Genomic DNA, 24,675 nt, shown 5'->3' on the forward strand with positions numbered 1-24,675 from the left:
GCCGCGCTTATTCCGGATGGTGCGGAGCCTGCCCCGATGGGGCCTGATAGGGGCGGGTCACATCCTTGAGCGTGACGTCAATCGCCTCGACCGTCAGTCGGATTGCGCCGTCGCCCGCCAACGTCAGGATGATTTGGCCGGCACCGTCCTCGCCAGCTTCAAAATCGACCGAAAGCAGGGACATCACCATGTCCTTCTCACTGCGGTCGACACCCTGGCTGGCCACCGAGAGCACAGAATCGAACACCAGAACCGACTGCACCCGTTCAAACGCACGCCCCCGGCGGGTGGCGGCGTCCTTGTCTTCCCACCGAAAGCGGTTCAGCAGCAGACCAAACCGGCGCAGCGACGGTTGCCATGTCATCTCGGTCACCGGGAACACGGCGTCCTGCGTCAGGGTCGAAATCACCTGCAGGTCATCGCCATCCTCGGCGCCGAGGTTTAGCGGGGCCTCGCGCCCATCGTGAAAACTTGCGTCTGTCATTGGCCCTTGATCCGTTCGATTTTGGCACCCACACCTTCCAGCTTGCGCACCACATGTTCATATCCGCGGTCCAGATGATAGACCCGGCTGACCGTGGTTTCCCCTTCGGCCGCCAGCCCCGCCAAAATCAACGAGACAGAGGCGCGCAGGTCGGTCGCCATCACCGGCGCGCCCTTCAGCTGCTCTACTCCGGTGACCGTGGCCGTACCACCGTGCACTTCGATATTCGCCCCCATCCGCACCAGTTCAGGGGCGTGCATGAAGCGATTTTCAAAAATACGTTCTTCCAGAACCGAGGTGCCTTCGGCCGTGCACATCAATGCCATCATCTGGGCCTGCAAGTCGGTGGGAAAACCGGGGAACGGTTCGGTGACCACATCAACAGACCGAACACGCCCATTCTTGCGCGCCACTTTCAGGCCTTTGCTGGTTTCCGAAACGCTGACCCCTGCGGCCTCCAGTTTCTCGGCAAAGGAATCAACCAGCGACATCCGCCCGCCCAAAAGCTCGACCTCACCACCGCAGATGGCCGGGGCCAGCATATAGGTGCCCAGCTCGATCCGGTCGGTCACAACCTGATGGGTCGCACCGTGCAGACGATCAACGCCCTGAATTTCAATGGTCGAGGTCCCCTCACCCGAGATCTGCGCCCCCATCTTGCGCAGGCATTCGACCAGATCGACGATCTCGGGCTCGCGCGCGGCGTTTTTCAGAACCGTGGTGCCCTTAGCCAGCGTGGCCGCCATGACGATGTTCTCGGTCGCACCGACCGACGCAAAACGCATCTCATGCACCGCACCCTTCAATCCACCCGGCGCCCTGGCGTGCAGATAACCGTCTTCAAGTTCGATCTCAGCGCCCAGCGCCTCGAGCCCTTCGACATGCAGGTCCATCGGCCGCGCGCCGATCGCACACCCGCCCGGCAACGACACGATGGCTTCTCCGAACCGGGCCAGCAACGGACCGAGCACCAGATTCGAGGCCCGCATCTTTCGCACAATCTCATAATCGGCCGTGTGGCTGGTCAGGTCGTGGCTGGACATCGCAAGCACCTGCCCATCCTGCAGCGAAGACACCTCGGCCCCCAGCGATTGCAGCAGGGCGGTCATGGTCTTGATGTCGCTGAGCCTTGGTGCATTGGTCAGCGTCAGCGGTTCTTCGCTCAGCAAGGTCGCGGGCATCAGCGTCAGACACGCGTTCTTGGCCCCCGCAATCGGTATCTGACCGTTCAGCGGCCCGTTGCCCGTCACCAGAATCGAATCCATCTGCTCTTATCCCTCGTCCTTGTCGGCTTTGTCGGTTTGGGTCGCGCGTGCCTTGGCCTGCGCCTTGCGCCGCGCCATATTCGCCTTCAGCGCCGCCTTCAGCCGCTCTTCGCGCGCATCCCCGGATTTGCCGTGTTTTTTGGGTGTATTTCTATCTGCCATAATCTTTCTCTACAGGAGGCGAAAAAAACCGTCCAGACACCCTTGCGCCCCGTTTCGTTTGAGTCTAATCACCCGCCCACAGTGCTGCTGTAGCTCAGAGGTAGAGCACTCCCTTGGTAAGGGAGAGGTCGAGAGTTCAATTCTCTCCAGCAGCACCAGGACATCCCAGCACATTCCGGACCACGCAACATATCATTGCCTTGCGTTTTCAGCCTCCGACATTGGAGCCTACGCAGCAGCCGAGCGCTTAGACTGCATCCACACCAGCTGACGGCTCAAATCGAAACCATCGGGGAGAGGTTTTCGCAGGCGATAGGGGTTCGTTGACAGTACTGAGGTGGAAAAAACCTCTCCCACCAGCGAACCACTAAATACAGAATCGATTTGACCTAGAAGTTTTGGGGTCGCAGTGCCGATTGCCCAATTCGCTAGGCTGCGCAACATTCTCGCTGAACGCATCGCAGCCCCAGGTTTCTACGTCATTTTATGTGCTGTTAGACCTGCGCTGGGACAACAAGTCAGCAAATTCCCAGCCGGTTAAAACCTGGCCGTCGAAAGCTTCGAAGGTTTCCTTAGAACGGAAAAGGGTCTTCAGTTCATCTTCGCAACGCTCGTGGTCTGCGAGACACGGCACATCTCCGAAGGCAGCACCGTTCGTATCCCAATCAACCTCATGAGAAACGAAAACGCCTTCCGTAAGATCTCCTGTTCCGCTGGGAAGGAAGCGATAGTGACGATGTTTCGTCAGGTAGAATCCACCTCGCGGGCCTCGATGGAGAGAAAAGAACAAAGCCGGCCAATCGTCCTCGGACATATCCCAACCTGAAAAAAACTCGCGCGAACTTCTGTCTTCAGCCACGAGTTCATCTGCTGCTTCTCGATCAAGCTCCTTGTTGGCGGCGTCTTGAACGGGCTTGCTTACGGTAGTGCTAGTACAAACGAAGCGAATGCCCCGGAACGCATCCGGATCGCGCTCCAGAGCCTCGACGAGGGTAAGCCCATCCGGCAACCGAGATTTCTCTCCGGCTCCGTTTACGTGCTTCGGCGCGGCCTCCAAAGCCGCCGCATCCACACGGACCGCTTGTTTGTACCGCTTTTTAAACTCTTTCTTTATTTGTTTAAAAGTTCTTGTCTGAGGACCAACCCAAACCCCGTCCTCAATACGCACCTCACAAGACAAAGCGCTGGTCGACGCGTTGGCCGAGCACACAACGGCGCCGACCTCTGAAAGATAAACCTTCGCGTGCATTTCGGAATCCGGCAAATGACGAAGCTTATCATTTACCGGCGCGCCACCCGCTTCGAGCGCATGGCGCGTCGTCATCCCCATTCTGAGATCACACACGACCCTGAGCCCTTTAGGCACCGAGCCTTCGAACAGTTCATCAAGCCAATCCGGCCCGAGGAATGCCACGCACATCCTGGGCTTATTACCCTCCATTACTTCCCTAATCCGGGCTGTCAAAGCTCCACCGGTAAGAAATTCAGCAGTCATCTTTAGCTGTTTCGTTAAATCGTGTTTGGCCGAAACTGATCCGCAACATCAAATGCGTGAAGAGCTTTCGTCAGGCCATGAGCTTTTTCAAATCGCCCGGATGGTAACCAAACGCCGATCCGGGATCACTTTTCCGACGGATCGCTCTCAGCATAGTCCCGCAGGCGTTCGATATCGGCGATTACCGCGTGGTTGCGGTTGATCTTCACACCTACCGTCTTGAGCCGCGAAAAGGCACGGCTCAGGCTTTCCGGTTTCATCCCCAGACGCCCGGCGATGAGCATCTTGTCATAGGGCAGTTCCACGTCGCAGGCATCGGCATCGGCATCGCACAGGTTCAGCAAGAACTCGGCCACCCGCTGCGCCCCCGTCTGCGCCTTGAGCTGTTCAAGCTGTGCCACCAGCGCATGCAGGTGGGTAAAGGTCGAAGCCAGGATCGACACGCCGATCTCGGGGTCTTCCTTCATCAGCGACAGCAGCACCGGGCTGGGGATATGCATGATCTCGCAGGCTGACACAGCTTCGGCGGACACCGGGTACGGGACATTTCGCAGCGCAACCGCCTCGCCAAAGCTTTCGCCGCGCGTGAAGACACTCACCACGGCCTCGGCCCCGGTGGGCGACATGCGGAACAGCTTGACCCAGCCGGCCAGAATAACATGAACGGCCTTGGCCTCTTCTTCCTGCAGGAAAATCGTCTCGCCACGATCATAGCTGCGCCAGATCGCATGGCTGAGCAGAGTATCGACGTGCTGATCCGGCAAACTCTTGAGCAGGAGCGATTGCCGCGCGATTGCTTTTTGCGCTTCGTGAGCCAAGAAGGTTCCCCTTTTCCCTAGTCGATCTTCTGACCGGTACATCCTTCGAACTCAGGCTATGCCAAAGCTCTGCACCGCGCACCAGCCTTTTCGTGGGTCAACTTGACAATAGTCATGTCGCGCGGGTCGCAACACGCATAATTTCACCCCAAAGCCAGTATTCCGGGGAGTCAGAAAGATGGACTACGAGCGATTTTTCAGCCAGAGCCTCGAAAATTTGCGGGAAGAAGGAAACTATCGCGTCTTCATCGATCTGCAACGTCGCTGCGGATCCTTCCCGAACGCGCGCCAAACCGACGGTCAAGTGCAGCGGGATGTGCGGATCTGGTGCTCGAACGACTACCTCGGCATGGGCCAGCATCCTGCCGTGATTTCGGCCATGCATGACGCGCTGGACCGTTGCGGTGCAGGCGCGGGTGGAACCCGGAACATCTCGGGCACCACGCATGACCATGTGCTGCTGGAGGCCGAACTGGCTGATCTGCACGGCAAGGAAGCCGCGCTTTTGTTCACCTCGGGTTATGTTTCGAACTGGGCCGCCCTCGGCACGCTGGCGTCGAAAATCCCAGGGTTGATTGTGTTTTCAGATGCCTTGAACCACGCCTCGATGATCGAAGGCATCCGCCACTCACGCGCACAAAAAGTCATCTGGAAACACAACGATCTTGAGGATCTCGAGGCGAAACTGGCCGCCGCTGATCCCAATGCGCCGAAGATGATCGCCTTTGAATCGGTCTATTCCATGGACGGCGACATCGCACCGATCAAAGAGATTTGCGATCTGGCCGACAAATACGGAGCCATGACCTATCTGGATGAGGTTCACGCCGTTGGCCTCTATGGCCCGCGCGGCGGCGGCATTGCCGAACGTGAAGGCCTGATGGATCGCCTGACCGTGATCGAAGGCACGCTGGGCAAAGCCTTCGGTGTGGTTGGTGGTTACATCGCCGCTTCTGCCGCGCTGTGTGACTTTGTGCGCAGCTTTGCCAGCGGGTTCATTTTCACCACCGCTCTGCCCCCGTCGATCGCAGCCGGAGCTGCGGCCTCGATCCGGCACCTGAAACAATCGAACGCCGAACGCGATCTGCAAAAGGCGCGCGTGGAGCAGGTCCGCGCCCGCTTGGACGCCGAAGGCATCCCGCACCTGCCAAACCCCAGCCACATCATCCCGGTGATGGTCGGTGATCCGGTGAAGTGCAAATTCATCTCGGACACTCTGTTGGAAGAGTTCGGCATCTACATCCAGCCGATCAACTACCCGACAGTGCCGAAAGGAACCGAGCGTCTGCGGATCACACCCTCTCCGGTTCACACCGACGCCGATATCGATCATCTGGTCAACGCGTTGTCAGCCCTGTGGCAACGGTGCCAGATCGCGCGGATGCCGATGGCCGCCCAATAACCATAGCGCCCCTCGCTTGGATAACTGCCGCCCTTATAGGGCGGCTTTTTTCTTTTTCAGATCAGGAAAAGGCAGAAGATCACCACCGCGAACCCGGTGAGGACCATGGTGAAGCCGCGCAACCAAGGCGGGCTGGTGGCAAGGTCCAGATATTGGGCAAGGATTATGCGGGACTTGGCCAGCGCAAGTATCAGTATTCCACCGCCCAAAAGCCTCGAAGGTATAGGCATCATGGTCAGCATTGCGGATGCGACGCTGAGCGCCAACAGGGTAAGCCAGGCGCAAGTGATCGGGCTTGGGAGCCTACGGCGGGAATGTTTGGGTATCGATGATGAAAAGCCCATCGTTTTCATCCCAGCAGGTAGATCACGGGGAACAGCATGATCCAGACCAGATCGACCATGTGCCAGAACTGAGCGCCTGCCTCGATATTGCGAGGATCATCCCTCCAGGAAACCAGCAGCAGGATGCCGACTCCAGCCAGCACATGTGCGGCGTGAAACCCGGTCAGCAGATAGTAGAACAGAAAGAACGGGTGCGTTTCGAATCCGATGCCCTGAGCCGCTTTGTCCGCGTATTCCGTGCCCTTGATGATCAGGAACACTACGCCCAGAAGGGCCGCCCCGATCAGGGCCAGACGCGCCGCTCCGCGACGGGCCGCCTGCCGCCAGTGCAGGGCCTGCGCGGCCAGATAGCCGGACGTGACCAGAACAGCGGTATTGAACGCCGCCCCCGTGCGGTGCAGATGCGATTGCGCCTCGGCAAAGCCCACCGGGTCGGTCAGGCGCACGCCCATGAAGGCGATCATCCCGGCGCCGAATACCAGCAATTCCGAGATGATCAGAACCCACATCAGCAACTCGCCCGGAAGCTCGTCGATCAGAGAGGTATCGCTCATGCGCCGACCAGTTGGCGGTAGATCTGCGGCAGGGCCATCGTCAGGCGATGCGGGTCGGGGATAACGGCAAAACCGCCCTGCCCGAACATGCGCGGGAACCAGCTTTTGCCGGTCTTGTCGATGGTGACGCCAAAGACCGATTGCCCGGCGCGGCGCGCCTCACGCACCGCCATGCAGGTGTCTTCGATGCCGTGACGGCCCTCGTAATGATCCAGATCGTTGGGTTTGCCATCGGTGATCACCAGCAGCAACCGGCGTTTACGGGATTGCTTGGCCAGATCGGCAGAGCAGTGGCGAACCGCGGCACCCAGCCGCGTGTAGTGACCCGGTCGCAATGAGGCGATCCGCTGTTCGACCGTTGTGCCCATAGGCTCATCAAACCGTTTGCAACGCTGCACATAGACCCGTTGACGTTTCAGCGAGCTGAAGGCGTGGATGGCGAAATCGTCGCCACAGGCGTTCAGACCCCAGGCGAGCGCGGCCAGTGCCTCGCGTTCGATATCGATCACGGCACGCCCTGCAACGGCGCTTTCGGTTGAGCGGCTCACGTCCAGCAGGATCGACACGGCCAGATCACGCGCCACGGGGCGGGATTGCATCCAGACGCGTTCATTGCCTTCGCCGCTGGCCATCCGGTCAGTTTCAGCACGTACGGCGGCCTCGATATCCAGCTGATCCCCGTCCAGATGGCCGCGTGTCATGACACGTCCGGGGCGCAGGGCCTCGAACTGGCGCTTGACGGCACGGATGCGCCGGGCGGTGGCCGGGTCTTTGCCAAACTCGGCTGCGTCTTCGCGGATATCTGCGTCGGACAGCAGAACATTCACGTGGTCCGGCAAATACTGCCCGGTGCGCACATCCCATTCGGGATAGAGGATTCGACCGGACAGACGTTCGCGGTTCACATCCTCGGGCGCTAGGTCCAGATGCAGTTTCAGCTTGGTCGGCGGTGCCTTCGATATCTGACCCAGCCCAATCTCTTCCTGATCGTCCGCAGCCTTTTTGGCGTTGTCAGGGTCGTCATCATCGACCCGACGGTTGAGGTTCAGGAACTCGGCCCAGCTGAGGATCGCTTCGAACTTGTGCAGGATCAGGCTGTCTTTCCGCTCGGCCTGGTCGGATTTGCGGCGGCGGGCGCGGTGGGTCTTTTCACCGGACTCCTCGGGCTCACCTTCGGTTTCCGGATTCTCGACCTCGTTATGTTCGGAAAAGCCGACAGCGCGCAGCTCGGGCCACAGGGGCACCGGGCGGAACGGCTGATAACCACGCGGGGCCGCGACCTCGTCGTCCATCTCCAGAAATGCTTGGGCGCGATCCGACAAGGGTTCGGGATCGCCCAGCATATGGCGAACAATGCCTTCCACCGCAGCCTCGACCGGCGGCAAATCGGGAACGCTGCGCTGATGCAGCAACCCCTTGCACAATTCATTGTAAAGTGGGCGCAGACCCGGGGCGTCTTCCAGCGTGGCCTCAACCATCTGCCGGGCCGCAGCCAGCGCGTGCAGGTCGGCACGCAGCGGGTCATCTTCGTCAATTCGGGTTCCGGCATGAGCGGCCGCAGCGGCCAGCCAGACGTAAAGCGCACCATTCGCCTCGCGCAGGGGATAAACCGCCAGCCGATCCGGCAGGCGCAATACCTCTCCATCGAACGAGGCGCGCGGCATCAGTTCGACCTCGGTGGCCAACTTGCGGCGCCAGCTCAGGCGGTGACGTGAAACCTCGGGCGAGACCGGGCGCAATTCAACGCCCGGACTACCCCCAAGCCCTCGGAAGAGGACTGCCAACCGCCCCGCGACCTCTGAGAGGTCGACCGCGGCTCCAACATGCACCTCAGGTGCATCGAGGCGGCTGGCAAGGGTGTGCCACAGTTTCCCGATCGTTTCTTCGGGTTCCCATGGCTCAAATTCGATCCTGACCATCGGCCGGCCTCACCCAAAGACAGCCGTGACAAGATCGAGGAGCCCGCGTTTGATGTCCTCATCATCAGTCAGAGGTTCGATCATAGCGGCAAGGATGGCGCGTTCGGTCGGCATGCCCTGTGCGATCAGCGTCGCGGCATAAACAACCAGACGGGTGGAAACGCCTTCCTCAAGGTCCTGACCCTTGAGCCCGCGCAGCTTATTCGCCAGCCGGATCAGCGGCTTGCAGCGCTCAAGCGCCAGCCCGCTTTCCTGGGCGACAACTTCGGCTTCCATCTCGGGCGATGGGAAGTTGAACTCGAGCGAGATGAACCGTTGCCGGGTCGAGGGTTTCAGGGTTTTCAGGATATTCTGGTAACCGGGGTTGTACGAGGCCACCAGCATGAAGCCGGGGGCGGCCTCAAGTTCTTCACCGGTGCGGTCGATCGGCAGGATGCGCCGGTCGTCGGTCAGCGGGTGCAGCACAACGGTCACGTCTTTGCGGGCCTCGACCACCTCATCAAGGTAGCAGATTGCGCCTTCGCGGACCGCGCGGGTCAGGGGGCCATCGACCCAGACGGTCTCGCCACCTTTCAGCAGATAACGCCCGATCAGATCGGCAGCGGCCAGATCGTCGTGGCAGGCCACGGTATAAAGCGGACGGCCCAGACGGGCGGCCATGTGGGCCACAAAGCGGGTCTTGCCGCAGCCTGTCGGCCCTTTCAGCAGAACCGGCAGATCGTTGTTGTAAGCGGCGGTGAACACATCGCATTCATCGCTCTGGGGCAGGTAGAAGGGGGCGTTCGCCGCCCCCTCATTCAGTTTTATGGAGCCATCCATATCCATTACTCCGCAGGGGTTTTGGCTGTGCCTGCATCGATGACCTCTTTCCGGGGAACCCAGATCGAGTAGATGAACAGCAGCGCACCGAGGACAACGACGATGCCCGAACCAAGACGCATCCAGTAGAAGATCGCGATCTGGTCCTGTACGTCCATGAAGTACTCACCGACCACACGTTGCATGTGCGTCTGCACGGTACCGCCGAAGGTCAGCACGAAGGTCATGAAGACCATACCGCTGGTCATCAGCCAGAACGAACCCATGTTCAGCACCTGATTGTACGGATCACGGTTTTTCAGGATCGGCATCGCATAGCTGAAGATCGCCAGGTTGAGGCAGACATAGGCACCGTAGAAGGCCAGGTGACCGTGCGCCGCGGTGATCTGCGTGCCGTGGGTATAGTAGTTCACCCCGTGCAGCGTGTGCAGGAAGCCCCAGACACCGGCACCGAAGAAGGCGAGCGTGGCACAGCCCAGCGACCACAGCAGCGCGGCCTTGTTGGGGTGGTCACGACGGCCTTTCCAGACCATGACGAAGGCAAAGGCCATCATCGCGAAGAACGGGATCACTTCGAGGCTCGAGAAGATCGAACCGATCCACTGCCAGTACGCAGGCGTACCGATCCAGTAGTAGTGGTGACCCGTACCAAGGATGCCCGAGAACAGCGCAGCGGCGACGATGACATAGAGCCATTTTTCGACGATCTCACGGTCCACACCGGTCAGCTTTAGCATCAGGTAGGCCAGGATCGAGGCCATGATCAGTTCCCACACGCCTTCAACCCACAGGTGGACGACATACCACCAGTATTGTTTGTCCAGGGCCAGGTTGCCCGGATTGTAGAAGGCAAACAGGAACAGCAGCGCCAGACCCCACAGACCCAACAGAAGGATGTTGGTGATGGCGGTCTTCTTACCCTTCAGAACGGTCATCGACACGTTGTAAAGGAAGATCAGCGCAGCCACGACGATGCCCGCCTTGACCCATTTGGGTTGTTCAAGGAACTCGCGGCCTTCTTTACCCAGCAGCCAATTGCCTTCGAACAGGTTGAAGACATAGGTCACAACCACGCCCAAAGTACCGACCACAAGAATGATCAGCTGCAGATAGGCCAGCTTGGTCGAGTGGATCTCGCGTTCGGACTCTTCCGGGATCAGGAAGTAGGCAGCGCCGAAGAAGCCCAGGATCAGCCAGACGATCAGCGAGTTGGTGTGCAGCATCCGCACGATGTTGAACGGCAGAAGCTCACTCAGGAAGTTTGGGAACACATAGATCAGACCGGCCAGAAGGCCGCCGATCACCTGGATCGCAAACAGGGCCATTGCCACCGCAAAGTAGGCGTAGGCGATTTTTTGGGATTCGTATTTCATTTCTCCGTTCCCTTTCTCAGCCGGCCTCGTTGGGCGGCCAGTCCTGAGCGTCGATATTGTCCGTCCAGATCAGGAAGTTGGTCAGGTCGCGGAGTTCTTCGTCGCTGAGGTTGAATTGCGGCATCTGCCGACGACCGGGAATGCCGGTCGGCTGCGCCTCCATCCAGCCTTTAAGGGATTCAAAGGCCGATTCCGGGTCGTCGAGGACGCCCCAGCGAGTCATGACGTTCGCGACTTCGGGAGCAAAGTAGGCCCCTTCACCCAGGATCGTATGACAGTTGATACAGGCGTGTTTTTCCCAGACATGTTTGCCCCGGACCACACTTTCATCGAGTTTTGCCGAATTCTCGGAATTCACGATATACCAGTGCGAATGGGCCGACAGGGCCAGAAAGATGAGGATAAAGAACAGTGACCCGCCATAAAATATGTTGCGGGCCATGCTCTTGGTCATGACTTCTCGCATTGCGCTCTCCTTTGCGCAGATTAGCTTGTCTGATCAACATGGCGGTTGGGCCATGGTGTCTCCTTAACGAAAGTCAAGACTGGCCGAAGTAATTAAAATTCATCCCGCTCGCGCCGCGCGCGGGCCTGTCAGGACGGGCCACATGGCGATCAGGTACAGCGCAAAGGCACAGACCCACAGGCCGTCGGACAGCAGCATCGCCACCATGTAACCAGCATTCAGCTCGGCCCCGACCCAACGCGACAGGGCAGCCACGGCCATCAGCCCATAGGCGACAACCATTGGGGCCGGTGCGATCAGCGCTCGTCCGCTATGGCCCAGCGCAGCACGGCTCATGACTGCCAGAGTCATGCCGCCCACGCATCCGATACCCAGAACGTGCAGAGCGGCGACCTCATTGCCCAGGCCCAGCACCGACAGACCCCAGAGAATCAAACCCAGCGCCAACATCCCAAGCCCCAGATGAAGGGCCAGCAGAATCGGCTGCCGTGCCGCCCAGCGCGTGCGCCAGCGGGCCATGCGCAGAACCTGCACCGCGCCCAATGCAAGCGCCCCCACACCGGCCACCGGCCCGGCACCGAACACCAAGGCCGTCAGCGGCAGAATCAGGGCCAGAATCATGCCCGCCTTATCCAGGGCAGCGACCGACACCGGCCAGTCCGCCTCGGGCACACCCTCGCGTTTCATCGCATTGCGGGTAAAGGCCGGCGTGATTCGCCCGCCCAGGATGGCGATCATCGCGCACAAGCTCAGCAATCCTGCGCGTAACCCGGTTTGCAGCGTGCCGGTCGTAACCCCCATCCATTCCAGATGAGTCAGCAGGTCAGCGACCCAGATCAGGCTGAGCAGCAGCAGGAAAATCATGTTCTGCGGTTTCGGGCGACGAATCAGCTGGGTCAGGATTTTGGCTGCCAGAACAGGCACAAAGGCCAGGTCGACCACCGCAACGAACACCGGCGGCAGCATCCCAGAAAACCACATGGCCATCCGCCCCGCCAGCCACAGCCCGGCTGCCAGAGTAATAAAGCGCGCCCGCGCCTCGGGTGCTCCGGTCCAGTTGGGCACGGCCGTCAGAAAAAACCCACCCAGTGCGGCGGTGGCATAACCAAAGATCATCTCATGCGCGTGCCACATCGGTGGCGTCACGCCATTGTCCGGCGCCACATACGGCACTGCCAGCCACAGCCCCCAGACCAGCCCCACAAACAGGCCGTAGAGACCGGCGGACAGGAAGAATACACGGAACCCCTCACCTAGAACACGGGTGACGATTGCGGGCATGGCTGCTCTCCTTGACGGTTTTCCAACTCGTAACAGCGCAGCCGAACCGGCGACTTAACCAAAATCAAAACACCAAAAACATGCCCCTAAGACTCAGATTTTCCCAAGGTTTTTTTGGCGTTTTTTTCCAGCTGGCTCTCGAATTGCGTCCCCCGTGTTGACTTTCGTCAAGGAGTGGCCCCGCGCAATGTCTCACCCTAAGAGGTGCCTCACCACGCAAATGGAGAGTGATCATGTCACTTGGAATCAGCTACAACAAAACTGGCCGCGCCTTTGGGGCCGGTTTGGCGATGCTGCTGGGCAGCGTCGCTGCACCAGCCTTCGCCGAAGAGCCAACCCTCAGCGAGGAAGCGTTTGAATCATCCAAACAGCTTTATTTCGAACAATGCGCAGGCTGTCACGGCGTTCTGCGTAAAGGCGCCACAGGCAAGAGTCTTGAACCACATTGGAAGAAAACCGCAGCCGACGGCACCGTGACCGAAGGCGGAACCCTTGCACTCGGGCAGGAACGCCTCGAGAAAATCATCGCCTGGGGTACCGAAGGCGGGATGAACAACTTCTCGGACATCATGTCCGAGCAGGAAATCAAGGATATGGCGACCTACATCCAGATGGAGGCTCCCAAGCCGCCTGAGATGTCGCTGGAGCAGATGAAAGAGACCCGCAAGGTCTATGTCGAAGAAGCCGACTACCCGACCGAGCCGCTTCACGGCCGCAACTGGGAAAACTTCTTCGTCGTCATCGAACGTGACGTGGGTAAAGTGGCCGTTATCGACGGTGACACCAAAGAAGTGCTGACACACATCCCGACCGGTTACGCCGTGCACGTTCTGAAAGCATCGGAACACCACAGCATCACCGAGCCGGAAAACCCAGGCCGCTTCTGGTACACCATGGGCCGCGACGGCAAGATGACCAAGATCGACCTCTGGCAGAAGCCTGAGAATATGTTGGTTTCGGAAGTCAAAATTGCTTATGACGCGCGTGACGTGGCCGTTTCCGGCGACGGCAAATACGTCATCGGTGGTGGTTACTGGCCGCCGCACTTCGCAATCGTTGATGCCCAGACAATGGAACCGGTCAAGGTTGTTTCGACCCGCGGTGTGAACGTGGACGGCGACTATGTGGAAGAGGCCCGCGTGGCCGCAATCTACACAACGCCGAACGAGCCGACCTGGATCGTCGCGATCAAGGAATTGGGTCAGCTGTGGCAGGTTGATTATACCGACCTGGACAACCTGCGGATCGACAAGATCGACTCGGCCAAGTTCCTGCATGACGGGTTCTTTGACCCGACAGGCCGGTACTTCCAGATCGCCGCAAACGCGTCGAACAAGATGGTCGTCGTCGATACCGAGACCCACAAGCTGGAAGCCATGATCGACACCGCCGCCCTGCCGCACCCCGGACCGGGCGCGAACTGGATCGACCCGAACTGTGGTCCTGTGGCCGGTACAACCCACCTTGGCGTGGGCACCGTAACCGTCTGGGGTAACGACCCGGAAGGCCATCCGGATCAGGCTTGGAAAACCTGCTACGAAGTGGAAACCGACGGCCCCGGCCTGTTTGTTCGGACCCACCCGAATTCGGACTACATCTGGGCGGACCAGACCAAGCACCCCGAGCCTGAAATTCAGCAATCGGTGCAGGTCATCTCGAAAGAGACCGGCGAGATCGTGAAAACCATCCAGATCACCGAAGACGAAGGCAGCGCTGCCGTTCACTTCGAGTTCAACGCGGATGGTACCGAGGTCTGGGTCTCCAAGTGGAACCTGTCGGACTCGAAAGAGCCCAACGGTCAGATCGTGATCTTCGACGCCAAAACGCTGGAAGAGATCGGTCGCATCGAAGGGCTGTATGCCCCGACCGGCAAGTTCAACGTTTACAACCGCTCGAACCACGTCACCTGACGGGTTCGCAGGAACCATCGGAAAGGGCGGGCCCCTCGCCCGCCCTTTCCTCGTTTGACCTATCAGCCAAACTCACCGGCCTGCCACCCAAGGCCAGACAAGACAGCCAAAACGGAGCCCGGATATGACTTCCGAACCGGAAAAGAAAAAACCGATCTGGCGCCGGTATTTCCTATGGGGAATGCCCGTGGCCGGCATTGCCGCAGCCTTTGTCGCCGGCATCGTCTTCTGGGGCGGATTCAACACCGCCATGGAAGCCACCAACACCAAGGATTTCTGTATCTCGTGCCACGAGATGCGCGATTTCGTCTACGAGGAATACACCGGTACGATCCACGACGTGAACCGTTCCGGCGTGGGCGCGGTCTGTTCCGACTGCCACGTGCCCAAGGACTGGACCCACAAGATCATCCGCAAGATCAAGGCGTCCAAAGAGCTTTATGGCAAGATGGTCGGCACCATCAACACCCGCGAAAAGTTCGAGGCCAAACGCGTACATCTGGCCATGAACGAATGGGAGCGGATGAAGTCCTCGGACTCGCGTGAATGCCGTAACTGTCACGATTTCGAATCGATGATGCCGGAATTCCAGAGACCCCGTGCACGTCAGCAGCACCTGAACGCGATGGAGATCGGCCAGACCTGTATCGACTGCCACAAAGGTATTGCGCACTCGGATGCGCGCGACCGGGCCGACGAAGAGTATCTGGAAGAGCTAGAAGCACCGAATCCGGCCTTTATCCGCCCTATCCCGCCGGAATACCTGGCCAGCCTAGCCAAGATCGAGGCGCAGGAAGCTGCCGAAGCCGAGGCCGAACAAGCGGCCAAGAAAGCGCAGCAAGAGGCCATTCAGGCCCAGATCGCAGCCGCTGTTGACTCAGCCGTTGCCGAAGAGCGTGCCAAGGCAAACGGAGAAGAGGCCGCCGCGCCCGCAGGCGGTGGTGGCGGCGATGTCCCAGGCAACGTCGACTGGAACGCCGTGGCCAGCGCGGATCTGAAACTGTTCTACCCCGGTCAGGCCTCGTTTGAATGGGTGCAGAACGGCAAGTTCCACGGCGGTGCCCGTCCGCTGACAAAAGGCGGCGATCAGTGCTCGACCTGTCACGCCAAGGAACTGGACACGATCGGCAACAAGATTGTGGCCGGTGGTGATCTGGAGCCGACGCCGATCCCCGGCAAACGTGGTGTGATCGACGCGACCGTTCAGGCCGCACATGACGACGAGAACCTGTATATCCGTCTGCAATGGCCGGATGCAGGTCACAACCCGGCACCGTTCGTGGACGGTGGCAAGATGGACCCCGACAACCAGATCAAGGTTGCCATGATGATCACCGGCACCGGTATCGAGATGGGCGATCAAGTGGGTTGCTGGGCCTCGTGCCACGCGGACAACTCCTACATGCCCTTCGCACCCGAAGCGGATGCGATTGCCGCAAATGGTGACGTCGCGGGTCGCATGACCGCCCAGGACACGGTGACCAAGTACATCAGCGAAAGCCGCACCGAGGTCGATACCAAAGGCCGTCGTGGTAAGCCGATGGGTGGTTGGGATAAACTGCACACCGCCGAGCAGATCGAGCAGTATCTGGCCGACGGCACCTATCTTGACCTGATGCGTGTCTATGCGGACGGCAGTGCTACCAACGGCTACCTGCTGGAACAGCGTGTAGTGAATGACGGCGAAATCGCCGCCTCGGCCGAGCTGTCCGGTGGTATGTGGACGGTGGTCTTTAGCCGCCCGCTGAACTCTGGCGCGCCCGGTGATGTGCCGCTGGAGGCTGGCAAGACCTACACGGTCGGCTTTGCCATCCACGACGACTTTGCTGCCGCGCGGTTCCACCATGTGACGCTGAACACCAGCCTTGCGTTGGATGACGACTCAGCTAACATCAACGTGGTAAAACAATAATCGAGGGGGCCGGATGATCCGGCCCCTTCCCCTTTGGAAAGGAGACATGGACGATGAAACCCCACCGCCTTCTTCCCGCGCTGCTGCTTCTGGCTGCGCCCGCCTGGGCCGATGAAACCGACGATATCTGCACTGAAGCCGAAGAGCGTTATGTCGAGCAGTTCGGCCAGCCTTCGTCCGCCGTCGAGGACGCCGAGGTGGTGCTGATGTACAAATACAATTTCTGCCCCGGTGAGTTGACCGTAAAGGCAGGCACCACCGTGCGCTGGGTGAACGTGGACAAACGCACCAGCCATTCGGTCCTTCTGAAAGACGGCAGCGAACCCGAAAGCGACCGGTTGTTCCCCGAAGAATCGGTCGACATGACATTCCTCACACCCGGTCCGCAGGAATACCTGTGCGGACCGCATTGGGAAACGCAGAACATGATCGGCATGATCACTGTCGAACCCTGAGCCGAGGCAATAATACAGGCAAGATCAAAGGAGCGCGGGCGCAAATCCCGCGCTCCTTAACTTATGTCAAGGAGGTTGGTTTAGGATTGCGCCAACTTGCCCTCATGACACGCCCGGTCACCCCAGCAACGTCCCCTATTCGCGCGTGGAAGCTGCCGGAAGGTCCGGGTTCCGAAGACATTCAGAACAAGCGAGTTAGCACATGAGCGGTAAGGTTTTTCTGATTGGCGCCGGCCCCGGCGACCCCGAGCTGATGACCCTGCGCGCCCTGCGTATGCTGCAAGAGGCCGACGTGGTCGTCTATGACCGGCTGGTTTCGGACGGAATCCTCGCCCTGCACGCCGACGGTGCGCGGCTGATCCCGGTGGGCAAGGCCCCCAAATGCCACACCGTACCGCAGGACCGTATCAACGAAATCCTGAAGGAAGAGGCGCTGGCCGGTCACACCGTGGCACGGCTGAAGGGTGGCGATCCGATGATCTTTGGCCGCGGCTCGGAAGAGGCGGCCTACCTGATGGCCCACGGTGTCGCCGTTGAATACGCGCCGGGCATCACGGCGGCGCAGGGCGCGTCCTGTTCGACCGGCGTGCCGCTGACCCATCGCGGGCTGGCGACCTCGGTGCAGTATGTCACCGGCCACCGTCAGGCCGATAAGGTGCTGGACCTGGACTGGAAACGGCTGGCCGATCCCGATTCGACCCTGGTGGTTTATATGGGTGTCGCCAATATCGGCCAGATCGCCATGGGTCTGATGACCGAGAACCTGCCCGGATCGACCCCCGTTCTGGCCGTAGGCAAAGCCACAACTCCTGATGAAAGCCGCCTGGTATCCCGCCTTGATCAATTGGCGGCAGATGTACGCAAAGCCGATCTGAAAGCACCGACCTTGTTCATCATCGGCAAGGTGGTGTCACTTTATGCGGAACGGCCGCTGGCGGAACTTCTGGAACAGGCTCATGGCTAGGCTTGGTCATAAAAGCCTGAGGCAGCGCCCCGCCCCAGCGGAGTGCCAGACGCCTTCCCGGGGGGTGGGCCGGGCGGCGCCTCGCAAAGCGGCCCAACGTCCGGGCTGGGCGGCGCACGCCGTGCTGACAACCGCCGTCGTTCTGGCCACGTCCGCCTTTGCCGCCGACGCGCTTGACCCCAACGCACTGAAGCGGCTTGTCCATCAGGATTGCGGTTCGTGCCACGGGCTGTCGCTGAAAGGCGGTCTTGGCCCAGACCTGCGGTCAGAAACGCTCCAACACTACGACCCCGACGTCCTGACCGGCGTCATCCTTGATGGCATTCCCGACACCGCGATGCCCCCATGGCGGCCCCTGATCAGCGAAGAAGAGGCCGAATGGATCGCCCGCTACCTGCTGGAACAGGAGGAACAATGAAACATCTCGTCCTCGGCCTTGCAGCCGCACTGATGATGACAACGGCACACGCCGAACCGACCGCAACCGGCGATTTGGGCCTGGTGATCGAACGGGCCAAGGGCTCGGTCCTGTTGGTGGACCAATCTGACCGGGCCGCGCTGGCGCGGATCGAGGGGCTGGGCGATCTGTCCCATGCCTCGCTGGTCTATTCGCCCGATGAACGCTTTGCCTATGTCTTCGGGCGCGATGGCGGGCTGACAAAGGTCGATATCGTCACCCGCCAGATCGTGAACCGTGTCGTGCAGGCGGGCAACGCCATCGGCGGCGCGATCTCGGACGATGGCAAACTGGTCGCCGTGTCGAACTATGAACCCGGCGGCGTACGTGTCTTTGATGCCGATACGCTCGAGATGGTTGCCGACATCCCCACCGACAGCAAAACCATAGGTCTGGTCGATGCACCCGGCCGTCGCTTCGTGTTCACCATGTGGGACACGGGCGAGACCTGGATTGCCGATTTCGCCAAAGGCGACCCCGAGATCACCAAGATCACCGACATGGGCAAAAACCCCTATGACGCGCTGATCACTGCCAATGGTCGCACCTATATCACCGGTCTTTTCGGTGAGGATGGTCTGACTGCGCTGGACCTCTGGGCCGACAACCCCGAACCCATCCGCGTGCTGCCCGACTACGGGCGCGGACAGGAAGAGATGCCGGTGTACAAGATGCCCCATCTGGAAGGTTGGGCGCTGACCGGACGCGAGTTTGTTTTGCCCGCCGTTGGCCATCACGAGGTTCTGTGGATCGACTCTGACACGCTGACTGAAACCGGGCGCACCAAGACCCACGGCCAGCCGGTCTTTGCCATGGCGCGGCCCGACGGGCGTCAGGTCTGGGTGAATTTCGCCCATCCGTTGAACGACACGATTCAGGTGATCGACAGCGTCAGCAAAGAGATCATCCACGAGTTTAAACCCGGCCCCGCCGTGTTGCATATGGAGTTCACCCCGCGCGGGCATGAGGTCTGGCTCAGCGTGCGCGACGCCAACAAAGTCATGGTCTACGACACCCAGACCTTTGAAAAACTGCGCGAGATTGATGCGGACAGCCCCTCGGGCATTTTCTTTACCGCGCGAGCGCACAGAACAGGGCTGTGACTGATGGATCACATCACCGACCCGATCGACCGTCGCCTGCTGGATGAATTCCAGCGCGATTTTCCCGTCACCGACCGCCCGTTTCAGATTCTGGGCACTGCGCTGGGCCTGGATGAGGCCGAGGTCATCGACCGCCTGACCCGGATGCGTGCAACCGGTCGGATCACGCGTGTTGGCGCGACGATTGCGCCCGGGGCGGTTTCGGCCAGCACTCTGGCAGCCGTCGCCGCACCCGAGGACCGTCTGGAAGAGGTCGCCGCGATGATCGACGCGGAACCCGGCGTGAATCACAATTACCAGCGTGAAGATGACTGGAACCTGTGGTTCGTCGCCACCGGTCCCGACCGCGCTCATGTCAATGATACACTGGCCAGGATCAGCCAGCGCACCGGGCTGCAGGTGCTGGATCTGCGGCTGGTCCGTCCATTCAACGTCGATCTCGGGTTCCGCATGTCGGGCAAAACCCGCAACGTGCCCGGCCCCCGCAAAGTGGACAGCTCGGCCATGCAGGACGGCGACCGGCCGTTGCTACAGGCGCTGAGTTCGGGCCTGTCGCTGGTCACCGAGCCTTTTGCTGAACTGGCACAATCACTGGGTCGATCAACGTCGGACGTGATGGCGCGGATCAAGGCGCTGCACGAAGCGGGCATCATCTCGCGCCTGGGCGTGATCGTTCGGCACCGGGCGCTGGGCTGGTCGGCCAATGCCATGGTAGTCTGGGACATGCCCGCCGATCAGGTCGCCACTGCTGGCCCGGCGCTTGCCGCGCATCCCGGTGTCACCCTGTGTTACGAGCGGAACCCGGTCGAAGACGTCTGGCCCTATCGCCTCTATTCCATGATCCACGCCCGGTCGCGCAACGAAGCGTTGGAGACCCTTTCGGGTGCCACCACCCTGCCGGAACTGGCCGGGGCGCGCCACAAAGTCCTGTTTTCGACCCGCTGCTTCAAACAGACCGGGGCACTTATCCAAGCCAGGGAGGCCGCCGCATGACGCTGGATGAAACCGACCGCGCAATCCTGAACCGGATGCAGGACGACCTGCCGCTGACCACGCATCCCTATGCCGCGATTGCGACAGAGCTGGGCATATCGGAAAACGAGCTGCTGAGCCGCCTCACACGCATGAAAGACGAGCGGGTGATCACCCGCTTTGGCCCGTTTTTCGACGCTGCTGCCATGGGCGGCGCGTTCTGCCTGTGCGCAATGGCCGTTCCGCCCGAGAATTTCGAAACCGTCCTGACCAAAGTCAATGCGCATCCAGAGGTTGCCCATAATTATGAACGCACGCATCGGCTGAACATGTGGTTCGTTCTGGCAACCGAAACCCCCGAGGGGATCGAAGCCACCGCCGAGGCGATCGAACGGGAAACGGGGATCGAAGTTCTTTGTTTTCCCAAATTGCAGGAATTTTTCATCGGCTTCCGGGTGGCGGCATGATCGACGCGAAAGACAGAGAGATTATCGAGGCGCTGCAAGGCGGCCTGCCCCTCGTGCCTGCACCCTACGCGCAGGTGGCTTCGGACATGGGCATGGACGAAGACGAGTTGCTGCTTCGTCTGGCCGACCTGAAATCGAGCGGTGTGATCCGCCGCATCGCTGCTGCACCCAATCACTACAAACTGGGCATGACCTCGAACGGCATGACCGTGTGGGATGTCAAAGACGACCGCGTAACCGAACTGGGTACCCGGATCGGCGCTCTGCCTTTTGTCACTCACTGCTATGAACGCCCCCGCGCCCTGCCCGACTGGCCCTATAACCTGTTTGCCATGGTCCACGGCACAGACCGCGACGAAGTCGAAGAAAAGCGCGCCGAGATCACTGCCATTCTTGGCGATGCCTGCCGGGCGAAAGATATCCTCTATTCCACGCGCATCCTGAAAAAAACCGGGCTGCGCCTGAAAACGAAAGGCTGAGACATGTTCCGCCTGACCGAATACATGCATCAACTCGTCACCCCCACACCGGTGCGCAAACGCCGCCCCGGACCGGTAAAACCGGTGGTGATCTGGAACCTGACGCGACGCTGCAACCTGAAATGCCGTCATTGCTACACCGTCTCGGCGGATGTTGCGTTCCCAGGCGAGCTCAACCACGAGCAAGCCATGGTAACCCTTGAGGATCTGGGCCAGTTTCGCGTCCCGGCCCTGATCCTCTCGGGTGGGGAACCGCTGGACCGGTTCGATTTCTTCGATATCGCCAAACGCGCCCGCGATCTGGTGCCCATGCTGGCGCTGTCGACCAACGGCACACGGATTCACGACGAGACCGCCGACATGATCGCCGATGTCGGGTTCAATTATGTCGGCATCTCTCTGGACGGGATCGGGGCCACAAATGACTGGTTCCGCGGTGTTGAAGGCGCCTTTGCCGACGCCCTGCGCGGCGTCCGCGAATGCAAGAAGCGCGGCATCAAGGTGGGCCTGCGGTTCTGCCTGACCGAGGGCACACAGCACCACCTGCCCGACCTGCTGCAACTGTGCGATGACGAGGGCGTCGACAAGTTCTATCTGTCTCACCTTGTTTACGCCGGGCGCGGTGACAAGAACCGCGGCGAGGATGCCGAGCATATGCGCACACGCAACGGGCTCGATCTGTTGCTGGAACGCGCGTGGGAGGCCGCCTCGGGCGGACGCCAGCTGGACATCGTGACAGGCAATAACGACGCCGATGCCGGGTATTTCCTGAACTGGGTCCGCGCGCGCTTTGATGCCGACAAGGCCGCCCATGTGCGTGAACATCTGGCCGCATGGGGTGGCAACTCCAGCGGTTTGGGTGTGGCCAATATCGACAATCTGGGCCGGGTCCATCCCGACACCTACTGGTCCGACTACACGGTCGGCAATGTGAAGACCAAACCGTTTTCCGAGCTTTGGACCAGCGATGATCCGATGCTCGCCATGCTGCGCACCCGCCCGCGTCCGCTGAAAGGGCGCTGTGGGGCTTGTCAGCTCAAGGATGTCTGCGGCGGCAACACCCGGATTCGGGCTTTGCAGCTGACCGGCGACCCTTGGGCCGAAGATCCGGCATGTTATCTGACAAATCAAGAAATCGGCGTCGAAGATGCGGGCGAGCGCCTGCAGGTGACGCCGTTCCGAGGAAAAAGCCATGACCCGGCGCATCAGTTCTTTTGACACTCTGAAAATCGGCACCTTCTGTTCGCTGCTGCTGGCGGGCACCGCATGGGCCGACGCCCCGGCCGACTATGCCGAACACTGCGCCTCCTGCCACGGCGAAAACCGGCTGGGCGGGGTTGGTCCTGCGCTGATCCCCGAAACGCTGAAACGGATGCGCGGCCCGCGCGTGGCCGCCGTGATCGCCGAGGGGCGCACCGCCACACAGATGCCCGCCTTTTCCCACGAACTCGACGCCTTGCAGATCGAGGAACTGGCCGGTTGGCTGAAATCCCCGCTGGAAACCGACCCTGAATGGGGTGAAGCCGATATCATGGCCAGCCGCACGCTGGACAAGGACTATGTCCCGGTCGACGCTCCTGTATGGGACAGCGACCCGATGAATATCACGCTGGCGGTTGAGACCGGCGATCACCATGTCAGTGTTCTGGACGGCGACACGTTCGAGGTTCTGGACCGGTTTGAGACCCCCTTTGCCGTTCACGGCGGGCCAAAATTCAGCCCCGATGGCCGCTATGTGTTCATCATGTCCCGCGATGGCTGGGTGCAGAAATACGACATCTGGGCATTGAAACAGGTGGGCCGGGTGCGCGCGGGCCTGAACAGCCGCAACATCGCCATGTCGGGCGACGGCAAATGGGTGGCCGTGGCGAATTATCTGCCCAACAGCCTGACCCTGCTGTCGACCGAGGACCTGTCGGTTGCCAAGGTCGTTGAGGTCAAGAGCAAGAAGGGTGTCCCCAGCCGTGTCTCGGCCGTGTATCAGGCCCCACCGCGCGAAAGCTTTGTGCTGGCGCTGAAAGACGTGCCCGAGATCTGGGAGGTCTTTTACGGCGCCAACCCACCGCAATCCGGCCTGGGTCACGACTTCCGCATCGAGGGTCAGTTCAAGAACCCCGACCCCTTCCCGGTGCGCAAGATCACCACGCCCGACTATCTGGATGATTTCTTTTTCGACCAGAGCTATGAATACGTCATGGGCGCCTCGCGCGATGGCAAGGGCGGTCAGGTGATCGACCTGGTCATAGGCCAGAAAGTCGCCGATCTGGACCTGCCGGGGATGCCGCATCTGGGCTCGGGTATCACGTGGCAGCACGGTGACACCACCGTGATGGCCACACCGCACCTGACCGATGGCACCGTGTCGGTGATCGACATGGAAACCTGGGAAACCGTCAAGCGGATCAAGACCGAAGGACCGGGATTCTTCATGCGCAGCCATGAAAACTCGCCTTACGTCTGGGCCGATGTGTTCTTTGGTCCGAACAAGGACGCGATGCATGTGATCGACAAGCAAAGCCTTGAAATCGTTAAGACTCTGCGCCCGGCTCCGGGTAAGACAGTTGCTCATGTGGAGTTCACCAAAGACGGCAGCCACGCGCTGGTTTCGATCTGGGAAGATGACGGCGCGGTAATCGTCTATGATGCGCAAACGCTGGAAGAGGTCCGCCGCCTGCCGATGCGCAAACCATCTGGGAAGTACAATGTCTGGAACAAAATCACCTTCTCGGAAGGAACCAGCCACTGAAGGCAAATGGCCGGTCTGGAAACTGGCCATTCTGCTGTATCCGGCCACGGCACTGACCGTGGCCATCAACCTGTTTCTGGCCGGCCTGATCGCCAACAGCGCCGGTTACGGCATTATCGAGCCGGTCACAGCGATCCTGTGGTCGATCCCCTTGGGCGTGCCTGCAACCTGGCTTGCCGGGCGTTGGGTACGCGGCCTGATGGATGAAGCTGATGGTTGAAACAGGCTGTTAGTGCGCTGTGATTTAACCGAAAATCTCCCAAGATTAATTTTTGGGCAGATTAAAAAAAAATGACTTAAGTCAAGTATCGAATCGAGCGACGGCACTAGGACTCAGGAAAGATTGCCGAGTTGGATTCTCCATGCCCGCCCTCAACCCTCTGCACATGTCAGCTGTTTGCGCGTCCCGCGCAGCTTGTGCACTAGCGGGCATCTTCCTTCTGCTGTTGCAGCTGCTTGGCCCGGCGCTGGCGAGTCCCGGGGAAAGCATGTGGGTGGAGATCTGCTCGGAGGCAGGGGCGGTCTGGGTTCAGGTGGACCTTGAAGAGGACACCACGGACCCAACCGCGCCCTGTCCGAAATGCGCCGACTGCGCCTTGTGCGCGGTCACCTCTGCGGCCCCGGTGCCGGACCTGCTCGTGGTGCAACGGGAAGGTCTCGTTCACGCCGCACATTGCGAAAACCGCGATCTGGTCAATGTCACCAGCGTAAAACGACTGTGGCCCGAAACCCGGGGACCCCCACGCGCAACCCAAGAAGAATCTGAACGCGCCCTGCGCGCGTCCATGGCGTTCACCCAAGTAACCGGAGGTGCGCCGTGGTCGTAAG

The 24,675-nt window shown here is 60.3% G+C and carries 26 protein-coding genes and 1 tRNA gene; 15 read left to right on the top strand and 12 right to left on the bottom strand.

Annotated elements, in window-relative coordinates; genetic code table 11:
* Window positions 1-7: 7 nt before the first annotated feature.
* Genes GOX88_RS14720 through GOX88_RS14730 form a run of 3 tightly spaced genes read right to left on the bottom strand, consistent with a single transcriptional unit; the run spans window position 8 to window position 1,911 of the window.
* Entirely contained in the window at window positions 8-484 is a 477-nt protein-coding gene (locus GOX88_RS14720; protein WP_170403299.1) for a DUF2948 family protein, read from the bottom strand.
* A complete protein-coding gene (gene murA, locus GOX88_RS14725) occupies window positions 481-1,749 on the bottom strand; it encodes a UDP-N-acetylglucosamine 1-carboxyvinyltransferase (protein ID WP_170403302.1) in 1,269 nt (422 codons plus the stop codon). The genes GOX88_RS14720 and murA overlap by 4 nt, the downstream gene beginning before the upstream one ends.
* Before the next feature lie 6 nt (window positions 1,750-1,755).
* On the bottom strand, window positions 1,756-1,911 hold the full coding sequence (locus GOX88_RS14730; protein ID WP_170327942.1) for a hypothetical protein: 156 nt from the start codon (window positions 1,909-1,911) through the stop codon (window positions 1,756-1,758).
* 83 nt (window positions 1,912-1,994) lie between these two features.
* Here GOX88_RS14730 and GOX88_RS14735 point away from each other — a divergent pair.
* Window positions 1,995-2,069: transfer RNA gene (locus tag GOX88_RS14735), tRNA-Thr, on the top strand.
* A 326-nt stretch (window positions 2,070-2,395) separates the two neighbouring features.
* Here GOX88_RS14735 and GOX88_RS14740 read toward each other — a convergent pair.
* A complete protein-coding gene (locus GOX88_RS14740) occupies window positions 2,396-3,406 on the bottom strand; it encodes a hypothetical protein (RefSeq protein ID WP_170403305.1) in 1,011 nt (336 codons plus the stop codon).
* A 125-nt stretch (window positions 3,407-3,531) separates the two neighbouring features.
* Window positions 3,532-4,224, bottom strand: a complete 693-nt coding sequence (locus tag GOX88_RS14745) for a Crp/Fnr family transcriptional regulator (RefSeq protein WP_170403308.1) — start codon at window positions 4,222-4,224, stop codon at window positions 3,532-3,534.
* Window positions 4,225-4,402: 178 nt separating this feature from the next.
* Between GOX88_RS14745 and hemA the strand changes: the two genes are divergently transcribed.
* On the top strand, window positions 4,403-5,626 hold the full coding sequence (gene hemA / locus GOX88_RS14750; protein ID WP_170403311.1) for a 5-aminolevulinate synthase: 1,224 nt from the start codon (window positions 4,403-4,405) through the stop codon (window positions 5,624-5,626).
* Between the two features lie 56 nt (window positions 5,627-5,682).
* Here hemA and GOX88_RS23475 read toward each other — a convergent pair whose 3' ends face one another.
* The 7 genes from GOX88_RS23475 to GOX88_RS14785 all read right to left on the bottom strand — a co-directional run bounded on the left by GOX88_RS23475 (window position 5,683) and on the right by GOX88_RS14785 (window position 12,382).
* Window positions 5,683-5,970, bottom strand: a complete 288-nt coding sequence (locus GOX88_RS23475) for a cytochrome C oxidase subunit IV family protein (protein ID WP_254443340.1) — start codon at window positions 5,968-5,970, stop codon at window positions 5,683-5,685.
* 5 nt (window positions 5,971-5,975) lie between these two features.
* Complete coding sequence (locus GOX88_RS14760) at window positions 5,976-6,524, bottom strand: cytochrome c oxidase subunit 3 (protein WP_170403314.1); 549 nt, start codon at window positions 6,522-6,524, stop codon at window positions 5,976-5,978.
* Window positions 6,521-8,443, bottom strand: coding sequence for a nitric oxide reductase activation protein NorD (locus GOX88_RS14765; RefSeq protein ID WP_170403317.1), 1,923 nt, complete (start codon window positions 8,441-8,443; stop codon window positions 6,521-6,523). The genes GOX88_RS14760 and GOX88_RS14765 overlap by 4 nt, the downstream gene beginning before the upstream one ends.
* A gap of 9 nt (window positions 8,444-8,452) precedes the next feature.
* Window positions 8,453-9,262, bottom strand: coding sequence for a CbbQ/NirQ/NorQ/GpvN family protein (locus GOX88_RS14770; protein ID WP_437436426.1), 810 nt, complete (start codon window positions 9,260-9,262; stop codon window positions 8,453-8,455).
* 5 nt (window positions 9,263-9,267) lie between these two features.
* Window positions 9,268-10,635 carry a cbb3-type cytochrome c oxidase subunit I gene (locus GOX88_RS14775; protein WP_170403323.1) on the bottom strand — a complete coding sequence of 456 codons (1,368 nt, stop codon included), beginning with the start codon at window positions 10,633-10,635 and terminating at the stop codon, window positions 9,268-9,270.
* 16 nt (window positions 10,636-10,651) lie between these two features.
* Window positions 10,652-11,101, bottom strand: a complete 450-nt coding sequence (locus tag GOX88_RS14780; protein ID WP_170327962.1) for a c-type cytochrome — start codon at window positions 11,099-11,101, stop codon at window positions 10,652-10,654.
* A 99-nt stretch (window positions 11,102-11,200) separates the two neighbouring features.
* A complete protein-coding gene (locus GOX88_RS14785; RefSeq protein WP_170403326.1) occupies window positions 11,201-12,382 on the bottom strand; it encodes an NnrS family protein in 1,182 nt (393 codons plus the stop codon).
* Window positions 12,383-12,615: 233 nt separating this feature from the next.
* Here GOX88_RS14785 and GOX88_RS14790 point away from each other — a divergent pair, with 233 nt between their 5' ends.
* The 13 genes from GOX88_RS14790 to GOX88_RS14850 all read left to right on the top strand — a co-directional run bounded on the left by GOX88_RS14790 (window position 12,616) and on the right by GOX88_RS14850 (window position 24,674).
* Window positions 12,616-14,292, top strand: coding sequence for a cytochrome D1 domain-containing protein (locus GOX88_RS14790; RefSeq protein WP_170403329.1), 1,677 nt, complete (start codon window positions 12,616-12,618; stop codon window positions 14,290-14,292).
* A gap of 124 nt (window positions 14,293-14,416) precedes the next feature.
* Window positions 14,417-16,204, top strand: a complete 1,788-nt coding sequence (locus tag GOX88_RS14795; RefSeq protein WP_170403331.1) for a NapC/NirT family cytochrome c — start codon at window positions 14,417-14,419, stop codon at window positions 16,202-16,204.
* Window positions 16,205-16,257: 53 nt separating this feature from the next.
* Window positions 16,258-16,659, top strand: a complete 402-nt coding sequence (locus GOX88_RS14800) for a cupredoxin domain-containing protein (RefSeq protein ID WP_170403334.1) — start codon at window positions 16,258-16,260, stop codon at window positions 16,657-16,659.
* A 202-nt stretch (window positions 16,660-16,861) separates the two neighbouring features.
* The gene (gene cobA / locus GOX88_RS14805; RefSeq protein ID WP_170403337.1) at window positions 16,862-17,623 is read left to right on the top strand and encodes a uroporphyrinogen-III C-methyltransferase; all 762 of its coding nucleotides are present in this window, start codon (window positions 16,862-16,864) and stop codon (window positions 17,621-17,623) included.
* A gap of 121 nt (window positions 17,624-17,744) precedes the next feature.
* The gene (locus GOX88_RS14810) at window positions 17,745-18,041 is read left to right on the top strand and encodes a c-type cytochrome (RefSeq protein WP_367647819.1); all 297 of its coding nucleotides are present in this window, start codon (window positions 17,745-17,747) and stop codon (window positions 18,039-18,041) included.
* Entirely contained in the window at window positions 18,038-19,183 is a 1,146-nt protein-coding gene (locus GOX88_RS14815; protein ID WP_170403340.1) for a cytochrome D1 domain-containing protein, read from the top strand. The genes GOX88_RS14810 and GOX88_RS14815 overlap by 4 nt, the downstream gene beginning before the upstream one ends.
* Window positions 19,184-19,186: 3 nt before the next feature.
* Window positions 19,187-20,176 carry a siroheme decarboxylase subunit beta gene (gene ahbB / locus GOX88_RS14820; protein ID WP_170403343.1) on the top strand — a complete coding sequence of 330 codons (990 nt, stop codon included), beginning with the start codon at window positions 19,187-19,189 and terminating at the stop codon, window positions 20,174-20,176.
* Entirely contained in the window at window positions 20,173-20,622 is a 450-nt protein-coding gene (locus GOX88_RS14825) for an Lrp/AsnC family transcriptional regulator (RefSeq protein WP_170403345.1), read from the top strand. The genes ahbB (GOX88_RS14820) and GOX88_RS14825 overlap by 4 nt, the downstream gene beginning before the upstream one ends.
* Entirely contained in the window at window positions 20,619-21,101 is a 483-nt protein-coding gene (gene ahbB, locus GOX88_RS14830; protein ID WP_170403348.1) for a siroheme decarboxylase subunit beta, read from the top strand. The genes GOX88_RS14825 and ahbB (GOX88_RS14830) overlap by 4 nt, the downstream gene beginning before the upstream one ends.
* A 3-nt stretch (window positions 21,102-21,104) precedes the next feature.
* On the top strand, window positions 21,105-22,319 hold the full coding sequence (gene nirJ, locus GOX88_RS14835; protein WP_170403351.1) for a heme d1 biosynthesis radical SAM protein NirJ: 1,215 nt from the start codon (window positions 21,105-21,107) through the stop codon (window positions 22,317-22,319).
* On the top strand, window positions 22,294-23,847 hold the full coding sequence (locus GOX88_RS14840; protein WP_170403354.1) for a nitrite reductase: 1,554 nt from the start codon (window positions 22,294-22,296) through the stop codon (window positions 23,845-23,847). The genes nirJ and GOX88_RS14840 overlap by 26 nt, the downstream gene beginning before the upstream one ends.
* Window positions 23,804-24,067, top strand: coding sequence for a hypothetical protein (locus GOX88_RS14845; protein ID WP_170403357.1), 264 nt, complete (start codon window positions 23,804-23,806; stop codon window positions 24,065-24,067). Before GOX88_RS14840 ends, GOX88_RS14845 begins: the two co-directional genes overlap by 44 nt.
* A 142-nt stretch (window positions 24,068-24,209) precedes the next feature.
* Entirely contained in the window at window positions 24,210-24,674 is a 465-nt protein-coding gene (locus tag GOX88_RS14850; protein ID WP_174826136.1) for a DUF2946 family protein, read from the top strand.
* Window position 24,675: the final 1 nt, after the last annotated feature.

The organism is Ruegeria arenilitoris (genome assembly GCF_013030985.1).
In the GTDB taxonomy this organism is placed as follows: Bacteria; Pseudomonadota; Alphaproteobacteria; order Rhodobacterales; family Rhodobacteraceae; genus Ruegeria; species Ruegeria arenilitoris_B.